12 protein-coding genes are annotated in these 13,260 nt (G+C 64.8%); 2 read left to right on the plus strand and 10 right to left on the minus strand.

The genetic code is table 11. The features are described 5' to 3' along the window. Positions 1-17: 17 nt before the first annotated feature. From KAR29_RS13300 to KAR29_RS13345, 10 genes are all read right to left on the minus strand, one after another. Positions 18-596 carry an electron transport complex protein RnfA gene (locus KAR29_RS13300; RefSeq protein WP_274373476.1) on the minus strand — a complete coding sequence of 193 codons (579 nt, stop codon included), beginning with the start codon at positions 594-596 and terminating at the stop codon, positions 18-20. After that, positions 596-1,273 (minus strand): electron transport complex subunit RsxE, encoded by a 678-nt coding sequence (gene rsxE / locus KAR29_RS13305; protein WP_274373477.1) that lies wholly within the window; start codon positions 1,271-1,273, stop codon positions 596-598. Before rsxE ends, KAR29_RS13300 begins: the two co-directional genes overlap by 1 nt. Then, positions 1,270-1,827, minus strand: coding sequence for an RnfABCDGE type electron transport complex subunit G (locus KAR29_RS13310; RefSeq protein WP_274373478.1), 558 nt, complete (start codon positions 1,825-1,827; stop codon positions 1,270-1,272). The genes rsxE and KAR29_RS13310 overlap by 4 nt, the downstream gene beginning before the upstream one ends. Beyond that, positions 1,820-2,758, minus strand: coding sequence for an RnfABCDGE type electron transport complex subunit D (locus tag KAR29_RS13315; RefSeq protein ID WP_274373479.1), 939 nt, complete (start codon positions 2,756-2,758; stop codon positions 1,820-1,822). Before KAR29_RS13315 ends, KAR29_RS13310 begins: the two co-directional genes overlap by 8 nt. A gap of 4 nt (positions 2,759-2,762) precedes the next feature. Continuing rightward, positions 2,763-4,082 carry an electron transport complex subunit RsxC gene (gene rsxC / locus KAR29_RS13320; RefSeq protein WP_274373480.1) on the minus strand — a complete coding sequence of 440 codons (1,320 nt, stop codon included), beginning with the start codon at positions 4,080-4,082 and terminating at the stop codon, positions 2,763-2,765. An 823-nt stretch (positions 4,083-4,905) separates the two neighbouring features. Continuing rightward, positions 4,906-6,042 carry a M24 family metallopeptidase gene (locus tag KAR29_RS13325; RefSeq protein ID WP_274373481.1) on the minus strand — a complete coding sequence of 379 codons (1,137 nt, stop codon included), beginning with the start codon at positions 6,040-6,042 and terminating at the stop codon, positions 4,906-4,908. Between the two features lie 13 nt (positions 6,043-6,055). Beyond that, on the minus strand, positions 6,056-7,171 hold the full coding sequence (locus tag KAR29_RS13330; RefSeq protein WP_274373482.1) for an aminopeptidase: 1,116 nt from the start codon (positions 7,169-7,171) through the stop codon (positions 6,056-6,058). A 10-nt stretch (positions 7,172-7,181) separates the two neighbouring features. After that, a complete protein-coding gene (locus KAR29_RS13335; protein ID WP_274373483.1) occupies positions 7,182-8,576 on the minus strand; it encodes a sodium:solute symporter family protein in 1,395 nt (464 codons plus the stop codon). A 50-nt stretch (positions 8,577-8,626) separates the two neighbouring features. Continuing rightward, positions 8,627-9,364, minus strand: a complete 738-nt coding sequence (locus KAR29_RS13340; protein ID WP_274373484.1) for a GntR family transcriptional regulator — start codon at positions 9,362-9,364, stop codon at positions 8,627-8,629. Between the two features lie 152 nt (positions 9,365-9,516). After that, complete coding sequence (locus KAR29_RS13345) at positions 9,517-10,737, minus strand: diguanylate cyclase domain-containing protein (RefSeq protein ID WP_274373485.1); 1,221 nt, start codon at positions 10,735-10,737, stop codon at positions 9,517-9,519. Positions 10,738-11,228: 491 nt separating this feature from the next. Between KAR29_RS13345 and KAR29_RS13350 the strand changes: the two genes are divergently transcribed. Continuing rightward, a complete protein-coding gene (locus KAR29_RS13350) occupies positions 11,229-12,140 on the plus strand; it encodes a calcium/sodium antiporter (protein WP_274373486.1) in 912 nt (303 codons plus the stop codon). A gap of 291 nt (positions 12,141-12,431) precedes the next feature. Further along, the gene (locus KAR29_RS13355; RefSeq protein ID WP_274373487.1) at positions 12,432-13,184 is read left to right on the plus strand and encodes an IclR family transcriptional regulator; all 753 of its coding nucleotides are present in this window, start codon (positions 12,432-12,434) and stop codon (positions 13,182-13,184) included. The last annotated feature ends 76 nt before the right edge of the window (positions 13,185-13,260 follow it).

A 13,260-nucleotide genomic window follows, 5' to 3' on the forward strand; every position in this document is an offset into this window, starting at 1 on the left:
TTCACACTTCCCTTCGACTAGAAGATTCCCTGGAAGCCCATGAAGGCCAGGGCCATGAGCCCCGCCGTCACCAGCGACAGGGGGAGTCCCCGCAGCGCCTCGTGGACGTCGCGGCTCGATTCGGCCATGCGCTCCCTCAGGCCGGCGAAGAGGACCAGGGCCAGCATGAAGCCCGCCGCCGTCCCCACGGAGTGGACGAGGGACTCGACGAAGCCGAAACCTTCGCGGACGTTGAGGACGGCCACGCCGAGGACGGCGCAGTTCGTCGTGATGAGGGGCAGGAAGATCCCGAGCGAGCGGTAGAGGGCGGGCCAGAGCTTCTTCATGACGATCTCGACGAACTGGACGACGGCGGCGATGACGAGGATGAAGGCCATCGTCGAGAGGTAGGTGATCCCCAGAGGTTCGAGGATGGCGTAGTAGACGAGCCACGTCACCGACGAGGCCAGGGCGATGACGAAGATGACGGCCAGTCCCATGCCGCGGGCCGTGCCCATCCGCGACGAGACGCCCAGGAAGGGGCAGACGCCGAGGAAGCGGGCCAGGACGATGTTGTTGACGAACATGGCGCCGAAGAAGAGTTCGAACCAGTGCATCAGGCTTCAGCCCCCTTCCCCGCCGAGGGGCAGTTCTCGCCGCAGAGGCTGCAGCTGCCGCAGCCCGTGGGGGCCACCGATCCCTTGCGGCGAAGCTGGATGACGCGAACGAGGGCCAGGAGGACGCCGAGGGCGATGAAGGCGCCGGGAGCCATGGAGAGGACCAGGGCGGGCTGGAATCCGGCGGGCAGGAAGGACTTGCCGAAAAGGGTTCCGGCGCCGAGGATCTCGCGGACACTGCCGAGGATCGTCAGGGCGGCGGTGAAGCCCAGCCCCATGCCGACGGCGTCGCAGAGGGAGGCCAGAAGGCCGTTTTTCGAGGCGTAGGCCTCGGCCCGGCCCAGGATGATGCAGTTGACGACGATGAGGGGGATGAAGATCCCCAGGGAGCGGTTGAGCGTCGGAGTCCAGGCCTCCGTGGCGAACTGGACGATGGTGACGAACCCGGCGATGACGACGATGAAGGAGGGGATGCGCACCGTGGCCGGGATGAAACGCCGCAGGAGGGAGATGACGGCGTTGGAGCAGAAGAGGACGGCCAGAACGGCCAGTCCCATGCCGAGGCCGTTGGTGGCGCTCGACGTGACGGCCAGAGTGGGGCACATGCCTATGGCCTGAACGAAGATGGGGTTTTCCTTGACCAGGCCGGCCCAGAGTCTCTCCTGAAGCACCTTCACGAGACGCCGCCTCCCTTCACCTGACGAAAGACATCAAGAGCCCTGTTGAGGCCGTCGGCGACGGCCCGGGTCGTGATGGTCGCTCCCGAGATGGCCTCGACCTCGTTGGCCCGGGGCTGCTGTTTCGTGACCTCGACGGGACCGGTCATCCCCTTCAGAGGGTCCCGGAAGGCCTCGCCGGCGGCCTTGGCTCCCAGGCCCGGCGTCTCGGAGTGGGAGAGGATCTCCACGCCCGTGACGGCGCCGTCGCTGCCGATGCCGACGAGAAGGCGAATCTCGCCGCCGTAGCCGGCCGTGTCGAGGGTGACGCAGAGCCCCACCGAGTCGCCTCCGGCCAGGGCCTCCTCGACGGAGACGATCCCGGGGAAGTCGCCGTTCTCGACGGGGCGGAAGCTTTCCGCCGCGGGAAGGGCCCGACGCAGGGCCTCGGCCCTCTCCCTCTCTCTCGTGAGACGGATGGGCTCGGCGGTGAGGTTCTGGACGAAGCCGAGGAGAAGGCCCGTCAGAGCCGTGACGATGAAAAGAATCCAGGCGGGGCGGAGCGCGTTACCCACGGCTTGTCACCTCCCCGAAGCGACGGGGTCCGAAGCCTCTGTCGATGAGGGGCGTCACGAGGTTCATGAGAAGAATGGCGAAGGAGACGCCCTCGGGATAGCTGCCGTAGAGCCTGATGAGGGCCGTCAGAAGGCCGCAGCCGAAGGCGAAGACGGCCCGGCCCTTGACGGTCATGGGCGACGTGACGTAGTCGGTGGCCATGAAGATGGCGCCGAGGAAGAGGCCGCCGGAGAGAATCTCGTAGAGGGCGTTGCCCGTGAAGAAACCGTCGCGACCGAGAATCCAGGTGAAGAGGGCCGTCGTGGCGATGTAGACGACGGGAATCTCGGGCGTGATGACGCGGCGCCAGAGGAGCCAGGCCGCCCCGACGAGGAGGGCCAGAGTCGACGTCTCGCCCAGGCAGCCGCCGACGTGGCCGACGAAGAGGTCCATCATGGAGGGAAGGGCCTGCCCCCCCTCTTTGAGGATGCCCAGGGCTGTCGCCGACGAGAGGCCGTCGACGGTCCAGGTCGTCATCGCCCCCGGCCAGGAGGCGAGGAGGAAGGCCCGGGCCGCCAGGGCCGGGTTGACGACGTTCTTGCCCAGGCCGCCGAAGAACTGCTTGACGATGACGACGGCGAAGGCGCCGCCGATGGCGGCCATCCAGAGGGGGAAGGTGGGCGGCACGTTGAAGGCCAGCAGGACGCCCGTCAGGGCGGCGCTGCCGTCGCCGATCGTGACGGTCCGCCCCAGCAGCCTCTGCCAGAGGTACTCCGAGGCGACGGCCGAGGCGGCCGTGACGGCCGTCAGGATCAGGGCTCGGGGGCCGAAGAAGTAGACGGCGGCGGCCAGAGCCGGGACAAGGGCGATGAGAACGTCGCCCATGACGGTCCGCACCGACGAATTGGCGTGGACGTGGGGCGACGCGGAGACGACCAGTTTTTCACTCACGGCTTCACTTCCTCCTTCGGGCGCCTGCCGTCCGCTTGGCCTCGCGCAGGCTCTGGACGAGGTAGCGCATGGCCGGGCAGGTGTAGGAGCAGGAGCCGCACTCGATACAGTCCATGCCGCCTTCGTCGACGAAGGCGTCGTAGTCCTCCAGCAGGGCCAGGCGGTTGAGGCGATTGGGGGCGAGCCCCATGGGACAGACCTCGATGCAGCGGCCGCAGCGGATGCAATCCTGTTCCGGCTCCGTCAGGGTCATCGACTTGGGCTGGGCCAGGAGGCCCGACGTCCCCTTCACGACGGGAACGTCGAGGCGCGTCAGGGCGACGCCCATCATGGGACCCCCGGCGATGACCTTGCCCGGCTCCTCCTTGAATCCCCCGGCGGCCTCGACGAGCTGGCTGACGAGAGTCCCCAGAGGGACGAGGAAGTTACCCGGCGAGACGAAGGCCTCGCCCGTGACGGTGATGACGCGGTCCATGAGGGGACGCCCCTCGGCGACGGCCAGATACATGTTGCGCACCGTGGCCACGTTCTGGACGAGACAGCCCACGACGCAGGGCAGCTTGCCCGACGGGACGGACCGCCCCGTCACGGCGTAGATGAGCTGCTTTTCCGAGCCCTGGGGGTACATGACGGGGAGGGCCCGGACCTCGGCCCCGCCGCCCGAGCCCGCGAAGGCCCTGCGCAGGGCCTCGATGGCCTCGGGTTTGTTCTCCTCGAGGCCGACGACGACGGAGGCCTCGGGGAAGAGAAGCCGAAGGAGCTCCGTCCCCTGGGCGATCTCGTCGGCGTGTTCCCTCATGATGCGGTCATCGCAGGTCAGATAGGGCTCGCACTCGGCGCCGTTGAGGATGACCGTGTCGATGGGGGAATCGGGCGGCGGGTTGAGCTTGACCGACGTGGGAAAGCAGGCCCCTCCCAGGCCGACGATGCCCGAAGATCCGACGAGGGAGAGGATCTCCTCGCGAGAGAGTTCACGCCACCGGGGCCGTTCCTCGAAGGGGACCTCCCTGGCCTGGCCGTCGCTCTCGATGACGATGGACGGCCCCCGGCCGCCGATGAGAGGACGGACCTCGACGGCTTTGACCGTGCCGGAAACGCTGGAGTGAATCGAGACGCCCATGCGCCCCTCGGGAGGAGAGGCGATCAACTGACCCCGCAGGACCTCCTGCCCCTTCTCGACGAGGGGAAGGCAGGGGGAACCGATATGCTGAGCCAGGGGGAAAACGTGAATCCCGCCCGGAGAGAAGGGGACGATCGCCTTCTCACTTGTCAGCTCCTTACCGCCCTCGGGGTGTACGCCGCCCCGAAACAACCGGTGCTTCACAGCACCACCTCCCATTGATTATAGAAAGAAAGCACCAACCCCGAGTCCATGCAGGAACAGAGCTACGCAAGGAAGAGAGGAGGACCTTTCGCCCCGTCGACGGCGAAAGCCTCCCCTCTGCGCAATCTCACGAGGCCCGGACCCTTTTCGAGGTCATGTTGCCAGAGTACCGGGAAAAAGTCAACGTGAGACAAAGTTTACAGATGCACAAGAGACAACACAAGAGGGCAAAGACGGGGCATTGCGCACTCGACTGACAACGCCGACGAAGGACCCCGGCGCCATCGGCCGACGGGCGATCCCCGCCGCCAACGACCTCGACGCCGGAGAGACGGACAGCCGCGGCGAAGCCGACGCCTCACGAGGACGCCCCACAGCCCCGCTCCGCGAAGGGCAAGGCGCGGGGATCGGTGATCCTCCTGCCACGAACCCTCGCGACGGAGTCGATGGCGTAGCCTCACCCGCGTCCGATTCCCGGGAACGAAAAGCCCGACGGACGCCTCGACGTGGCGAGGGGACCGTCGGGCCTCTCCGAAAAAAGGTTGGTTGCGCCTGCCCCGGGGGCTGTCGGACGTCTCCGGGAAAAGGTTGATTGGGCCTGCTCTCTCGGACTAAGATCGCGACTTCAAGAACAAAAGATTTCCTCTGGATAGCACAAAAGGGCATCGATCAACGATCGTCAGGCCGAGCCCGACGGGCCCCTAGGATGAAAAGCCGGGCTTCGAGGTCAAAGAGTCTCTTCCGGACAGCACGAAGGGCTATTGGCTGGCAGGCATCGGTCCACGTCCGACGGGCTTCTCGACGAACCGACTGGCTGAAGCCGTCAGCCGATGACGAGGCTTTCCAGATCTTTCGGATAGGATGTGACCTGTCTGGCCCCCCCGGCCGTGACGATGACGGTGTCGGAGTGACGGAAGCCCCCCCGGCCCCGCAGATAGAAGCCGGGTTCGATGGACAGGGCCATGCCCTCCTTCAGGACAACGTCGTTGTCGAAACGAAGCGACGGCTCTTCGTGGGAGGTGACGCCGATGCCGTGGCCCGTACGGTGGTCGAAGGCCTCGCCGAATCCGGCCCCGTCGATGACGCGCCTGGCGGCTCCATCGACGTCGCCGGCCCGGACTCCCGGCCTGACGGCCGCGACGGCCGCCGCCTGGGCCTCGGCCATGACGGCAAAACACCGACGTTGGAAGGGATCGGCCGATCCGACGAAAAAGGTCCTTTCGCATTCGGCCCTGTAGCCGTTCAGGCCGACCTGGCGGCTGTGGATGACGCCATCTCCGAGCTGAAGAGCGCGCGTGCTGGAAAAGACATGCTGCATGGCGCTTCTCTCCCGTCCGGAAGGACTCATGACGAAATGATCCACCGTGGCCGAGGGGAAATCCCTGGCCACTCGAGCGAAAAGAGCCGACGTGCCGGCCAGATCCAGCTCCATTTCCGTCATGCCCGGACGGGCCCGTTCCAGAGAGGCCCTGAGGGCGTAGCTGACGAGGTCTCCGGACAGGGTGATGGCCTCGATTTCCTTGGGCTCCTTGACCGTTCTGGCCAGGGCGATATCACGTCCCACATCGACGAGGACGAAGCCCTTTTCCTCGAGGAAACGGCCCAGCTCCAGGGGAAGGTATCCCTTCTCGACGCCCAGGCGGCACGAGGGCCTCAGGGGGGAGACAAGGGCGTCGAGAGCCGCCAGGAAGGAAGATCCTCTGTCGATTCGCTCGGGCGTCTCGTGATAGATCTGAAGACGGTCGGCACGGGCCTCCTTCCGGACGTGCTCCTCCTCCAGGGAAGGAAGGGCCATGGAGAGCCCGTCGCTTTCGACCAGATAGGCGAAGGGACGGGAATAGATGATGGCCTTGAAGCCGCTGAGATAGAAAAGATCGTCAGGCTGAAGAATCAACGAGGCCTCGACGTTCCTTTCCTCCATGACCCCTCGCAGGGCACGAAGCCGTTCTTCCGTGTTCACCTGACCATCTCCTTCAGCTCAGTCTGTCCGGATTGAGATCCCCCAGGGCCTCGACGACGAAAAGACCGTCCTTGCGGATCAGCCTGTCGTCGAAGTAGATCTCCCCTCCCCCGTATTCCGGCCTCTGGATGCAGGTGAAATCCAGATGCACCGAGGAGCGGTTGCCGTTGTCGGCATTGGCATAGGCGTTGCCCGGCGTCAGATGGAAGCTGCCGGCGATCTTCTCGTCGAAGAGGACATCGGCCATGGGGTGGAGAATCTCGGGGTTGACGCCGAGGGCGAACTCGCCGGGGAATCGGGCTCCCTCGTCCGTGTCCAGGATGGCCTCGAGGCGCGGTCCGTCGTTGCAGGAACAGGCGACGACGCGCCCCTCCCGAAAGACCAGCTCCACATCGGAGAGGACGAAGCCCTCGTAGGGAAAGGGGACATTGAAGCGCACCCGCCCCTCGACGGAACCCCGGACCGGCGCCGAATAGACTTCGCCGTCGGGAAGATTGCGGCGACCGGCCAGGGCGACGGCTCCTATCCCCTTGATGGAGAAGGCCAGATCGACGCCGGGACCGACGACGCGGACCCGATCGGTCCCCTCCATCAGGTCGACGAGAGGCCTCATGGCCCGCTCCATCCGGCCGTAGTCGACGAGACAGGCCCCGAAGTAGAAGTCCTCGAAGGCCTTCGTGCTCATTTTGGCCTGTTGGGCCATGGCGTCGTTGGGGTAGCGCATGACGCTCCACCGGGTATGGCCGCAACGGCGCTGCAGATGGAGGGGACCGAAGTAGCGGCTCCGGTAGAGGTCGAGCTTTTCCTGAGGCACGTCGCTCCAGGCGTAGAGGTTTTCCGTCCCCCTGATGTCCACGTAGGCATCCATCTTCTCCATCCGGGCCACCTCGAAGGCGGCGATCTCCTCCAGAAGAGAGGCGTCGGCTCCCCGCAGAAGGGCCCGCTCCAGACGGTAGTCGTGGCGGTGGACGAAAGGACGGGCCCCTCTGTCGAAGCTCTCCTCGACGACGGCCAAGGCCAGAGGCAGCCCCTCGCCGTGAAGTTCGACGAGCAGACGGTCCCCGCGCTGCAGTTCAAGGGCGAAATCGACGATATGCCGGGCCAGCAGGCGAACTCTCCCGTCTTCCATGACGCCCGTCCTAGCGGGCCGCCGTCTCCGGCCGACGGCCGGTGACGAGACTGACGACGATCAGGACGAGGATGGACATAGGAGCGGCGACGAGAATGGCGTTCCAGCCCAGGGGCCGTTTGAGGACGATCTCCCAGATCAGCACGGCGGCACCGCCCGTAACGATGGAGGCCAGCCCTCCGGCCTTGGAGACGCCCGGCCAGAGGATGGCCCCGAGAAGGGCCGGAGTGATGGCCGCTCCGTACATGGAATAGGAGTACATCTGCATCTTGAGGATGTCGGGGAAATAGGTCCCGATGACGTAGGCCAAAAGCCCCAGGGCGACGATACAGGCCCGGGTGTAGACGATCTTCTCCCGCTCCGTCATATCGGGCTTGAAATACTTCTGGATGATGTCGTAGACGACGTTCGTGGCCGTAGAGAGGAGAAAAGAGTCGCCCGTCGTGATCATGAAAGCCACGGCCGCCGCCAGGATGACGCCTCCGATGACGAAGGGGACGCCGCCCATGGCCATCTGGAGGATGGCCGTGTCGGGTCGGATGCCGGGGAAGAGGACGATGGCCGCCGTGGCGTAGGTGACGGCCAGACCGATGACGAGCCACTCGCCGATGAAGAAGCCGACGTTGGAGCGGGCCGCCGTCTTGGCGTCCTTGGCGCAGCCGAAGCGTTGGAACATGTTCTGGTCACCGAGGATGAGGAAAATCAGCGGGAGGATATAGCCCAGAAGCTGAACCGTCGAAAGCCCGCCCGACCAGGAAAGCTGTGCCGGCGAGAGCTGGCCGAGAATGGAGCTCCAGCTTCCCGCCTTCCCGAAGACGAAGGGCAGTCCGATCCCCATTCCGCCGACGATGAGCAGAGCGCTGAAGAAATCCGTGTAGGCGATCGTCACCATCCCTCCCGTGACGGCGAGCAGGACCATGACAAAGGCGGAAATGATGGTCCCCGTCTGAAGATCCATGCCCGTCGTCAGGTTGAGGACGTAACCGCCTCCCTTGAACTGGTAGGAAATGATCCCCAGATAGGCCAGCATGATGCAGATCGCCGAAAGGAAACGAGCCAGAGAGCCGTAGCGCATCTCCAGAATCTGGGGCACCGTGTAACGCGCCAGGGCACGCACCTTGCCGGCGACGAAGAAGAGGATGACGATGCCCACAGGGGCTCCGATGAAAAAAAGCAGCCCGGCAAAGGGCCCGTAGGTGTAGATGAAATTGGCCGATCCGGTGACCGTGCCTCCTCCGACCCAAGTGGCCAGAAGCGTTCCGACGAGGACGAGCAGAGGCAGACGGCGTCCGGCCACCATGAAATCATCGCTGTTGCCGACCTCCCGCTTGCCCAGGAAAAGCCCCATGAGAACCAGCAGGACCAGGTATCCTCCGACAAAAAGCAGGTACGACGAATCGCTCACCACAGTCACTCCCTTTCCTTATCGACCGGAAAAACACCTTTTCCGTCCCGTCAGGCACCGCGTTCTTGACGACTCGCCTCCTTCTCTTCCGGCGACGCGAAATAGAATTCCTCCACAAGCGTTTTCTGACGCTCGTAGTTCCAGTGCACTTCCGCCATGTACAGAGCCGCTCCCTGGCGATCCCCCCGAGCCAGGAAAGCCACCAGTTCACGGTGTTCCTCAAGAGAGCGGCTCGCCCAGCGCGGCGTGAACCGACGGCGCGCCGGGAAATCGTAGAGCCGCTTTCTCAGCCTGTCGGCCAACCCCAAAAGCAAATCGTTTTCCGAGACGGAAAGAAGCGTCTCGTGAAAACGACGGTTCAGCTCCCAATATCTCTCGTAGAGCCCCTCCCGAAGGACCATGGCCGTCTCGGCGTTGACGGCCTCCAGACGGGCCATGCAGTTTCCGCCGATGCGGCCGAAGTCCTGGAGGATCACCGAAGACTCCAAAGCCCCCAGCACCTGATAGGCATGCGCGATCTCGTCGGCCGTAAGGCCACGGACCTCCACGCCCCGTCGCGGATGAAAGAGGACGAAGCCCTCTCCCTGAAGCTCGAAAAGGGCATCGCGCAGCGGTGTCCGGCTGATTCCCAGGCGGGCGCTCATCTCCCGGATGTTGATCATCTGGCCGGGGCAGAGACGGCCGGCGGCCATCTCCTCTTTCAGGAAATCATAGACCTGCTCCCGCAGAGCCTTGAAATTGAAGGAGACATCCAGAGCCACAGCCACTCCTCCTCGCTTTTCCGCCATGCCATTCTCCTGTTGGAATCTGGAATTCCAGATTCCAACAGGAGAATGGCATGCTTTTCTGGTCTTGTCAACAGTTCCGATGCCTCAAGAAAAGAGGCGCCCTCGAGGGCGCCTCTTTTCTTCCATCCTTGTCTCCTTCGGCTTTGTCTCCTTCAGCGGATGCAGCTTCTTCCTGCGGCCTTGGCCCGATAGAGGGCCCCGTCGGCCGCAGCCAGCAGGGCCTCTCCATCGCGACCGTCTTCGGGGAAGAGGGCGACGCCGATGCTGCACGAAAGAGAGATTCCGTCTGTGGAGGAGCCGATCGTCTCGATGGCCTCCTTGAGACCTTCCGCCGCCGCCTGCGCGACGCGACGGTCGGCCATCTCTTTCATGAGAACGACGAATTCGTCTCCGCCGAGGCGGGCCACGACGTCTCCCGGTCCGGCGCTCTCGGAGAGTCTGCGGCCGATCTGACGGAGAAGAGCGTCGCCTCGGCCGTGGCCGAAGGAATCGTTGACCTCCTTGAAGTGATCCAGGTCGAGATAGGAAAGGGCGAAGGGGTCGCCTTTTTCGAGGAAGTCGCGAAGGGTGGCCATGAGGGCGCGACGGTTCATGAGATCGGTCAGGTCGTCGCGGCAGGCCTGTTCAAGGGCAGAGGCCTCCCGGTCCTTCTGATCGGTGATATCGACGGCGACGGCCAGGATTTGCGTGACGGAACCTCTCTCGTCGCGCCGGAAGGGCGTCTCTCTGACGAGGAACGTCCGATACCGGCCGTCGCGGTGACGGAAACGGAGGATGACCTCCGTCGACTGCCCCTCCGCCAGAGGAGCCAACCGTTCCGGCAGGGCCCGGACGACGGGAAGATCGTCGGGATGGAGGATCGACGCGACGGGAAGGGATCGGCTGCAGCGATACCCCAGAGGGCTGAGCCCCTCCTGGCTGAGGAGGACGGAACGCCCCTCGGAGACGAAGTAGAGGAAGGCCGCCTGGGGAACGGAGCTGTGAAGCCGCTCCAGGAAGGCCTCGCCCGCGGCGAGGGCCTCCTCCTCGCCGACGCGGACGCTGATGTCGACGGCCGTCACGTAGAGCCTGGCCCGGCGTTCCTCGCGAAAGAGAGAGAGTTCCACCCAGAGCGCCCCCCCCTTTCGACGGCGAAGGCGGACATCGAGCGTCGCCTCTCTCTCGAGACGACGCAGAACGCCCTCGACCAGACGGGCGTCCTCCTCGTGAACGAGATGGCAGAGCGGCTCTCCCCGAATCTCCGAAAGGGCCATGGCCGTCGCCTCCAGCCAGGCCGGGTTGACGGCAATCAGGCGTGCCCTGTCGTCGCAGACGGCCATGAGATGGCGGCTGCGCGAGAAAAACTGCTTCAGGTCCTCTCCGGTGATCTCCATGGCCCTTCTCCTCCTGACGGCAGGTTCTGTTCCGGCCCGGTCATTGTACGTCAGAGCCGGCCCGGACGTCGACGGGTTTCGGCGACGGGCGCGCCGCCGGAGACCGCCGACTCCGAATCCGCAGTCTCCTCAAGACAAACGCCCTCGGCCCCACGGATTCAAGGCCCGTTCAAATCCCTTCGCAGGTGCGGGTTCGAGGCGAGCGTCTCCGTTTTTCAGGCACCTCCTGGCCGGGCCGAAGAGGCTTCCATCCTGTTTTTGCCTGCGGATCCAGGCCGGCAACTCATCCTTGACATGAGGACAGAAAAGGAGAATACTGAGCTCCGATCCCGCAAGGGGAGTAGCCGCACGTGACGGCATCAACAGCATGGCCGGAAGGCCTGGTGCCGTCGTCGGAGAGAGACCGATCGGCGAGACCTTCGGAGACGACGCGAGTCGGATTCGAAGGTCTCGCCTTTTGTGCCCGAATCGATACAGAGGAGGAACCGATGATGATCTGGATGAAAATCGTGGCGGGGCTGGCCCTGCTGTACGGAGGCGGCGAGGTCCTCGTCGGGGGAAGCACCTCTCTGGCCCGGCGGCTGGGACTCTCTCCCCTCGTCGTGAGCCTCACCGTCGTCGCCTTCGGCACGTCGGCACCGGAGCTGGCGGCGGCCCTTTCGGCCACCCTCAGGGGATCGGGCGACCTCGTCATGGGCAACGTCCTGGGATCGAACGTGGCCAACGTGGGGCTCATCCTGGGCCTGGCCGTTCTGCTGAGGCCCATCGCCGTCGACAGAAGGGCCTTCCGCCGCGACCTGCCCCTCCTCGTCCTGACGAGCCTCATCCTCGTCGCCCTCCTCTCTTTCGGCGAGATCACCCCCCTCATCGGCCTCCTTCTGCTGGCTCTTCTGGGCACCTACACCCTCTTCACCCTGAAGGGGACGGAACCCGTCGCCGTCGACGCAACAACCCGCCCCGGCCTCCTTCCCGCACTGGCCGCCGTCGCCGGAGCCGTGGCCCTCCTGGCCCTCGGCGCCGACCTTCTCGTCGACGGCGCCGTCACCCTCGCCCGCCACCTTGGAGTGGGCGAACACCTCATCGGCCTCACCGTCGTCGCCCTGGGGACGAGTCTCCCCGAACTGTCGAGCTGCCTCGTGGCGGCCCGGCGGGGCGATTCGGACTTCATCCTGGGCAACCTTCTGGGATCGAACATCTTCAACGTCCTGGCCATCCTGGGCGTCTCGGCCCAGCTGGGCCCTCTCAAACTCTCCTGGAACCTCTTCGGCCCCGAAGGGTTGGGCCTCGTCGCCCTCTCTCTCCTTCTGGTCCTCTTCTCCTTCACGGGGTTCCGCCTGGCCCGACGGGAGGGAGCCTGCCTCCTGGCCTGCTACGGCGGCTATCTGGCCCTCCTCGCCGCCTGACGGCCGTTTCTACCTCGACGGCGAGGGAAAACGCGGAAGGGAGCACAAAGGGGGCGCCGCTTTTTCGGCGCCCCCTTTGTGCTCCCTTCCGCCTCCCCTGCCGAGAGGCAGACTCCCTCTGCGGGGGGAGGACGCGACAGCCTCCGGCAAACCTTTCCGTCCCCGTTGATCTCCGATCCGCCCCTGAAAGGAATACAAATTTGACAACGGAACTTCCCTGACCTACACTTTCGACATCACCCCCTGTTTAGGAAATATCTTTTCCAAATAGGAAACAAGGAGAGACGCCCATTGAGCAGCCTCGACAAAGGGATCCGCATCCTCAAACTTCTCGGAGAGCCACCCTACGAATACGGCCTCAAAGAGATCTCGGAAAATCTGGACATGGGGCGGAGCGGCGCCTTCAAGCTTCTCGACGCCCTCAGGGCGGAACACGTCGTCATTCAGGATCGGTCGACGAAAAAGTACCACCTGGGTCCCGTCGTCCTGCGGCTGGGGCGGGTCTACGGCCAACTCAAAGGGCTGGAGGAGCTGGCCGATCCGATCTTGGCCTACATCCATCGCTCCAGCGGGGAGACGACCTATCTCACCCTCTGGGAGGGCGACCGGGCCTTCCCGGCCTACAAGAAGAGCACCCCCGAGGGGATCTACGGCTACAACGACTTCATCGGCAAGAGCATCCCCGTCAACTCCGGTGCCTCGGCCATGGCGCTCTGCGCCTTTCAGGGCGGGGAGAAGATCGCCGCCCTCCTCGGCCAGGCCGAGCTGCCGAAGCGGACCCCCCTCACCGAGACCGACCCCGAACGACTGACGGCGCTCTACGAGACGATCCGCCAGAAGGGCTACGCCTTCGAGGACCGGACGTTCAGCCTCGAACATGTCAGTCTCGCCGTTCCCGTCTTCGACCGCAACGGAGAGGTCTGGTCCTGCCTCTGCCTTTCGGCGGCGACGGAGCGCGCCACAGAGGAAAGGATCACCCAATGGCTTCAACTGCTCAAGGACGGAGCGGAGGAACTTTCGCTCAAACTCCAGTTCCGTCGCTGAGCTTTCTGCCTGGCCGTCGAAAAAGGGGAGGTGGTGCGCCGTCAAGCGCTCGAATCGGGGACGGGAAGGGGAAAGG

The organism is Aminithiophilus ramosus, assembly GCF_018069705.1.
GTDB classification, from domain to species: domain Bacteria; phylum Synergistota; class Synergistia; order Synergistales; family Aminithiophilaceae; genus Aminithiophilus; species Aminithiophilus ramosus.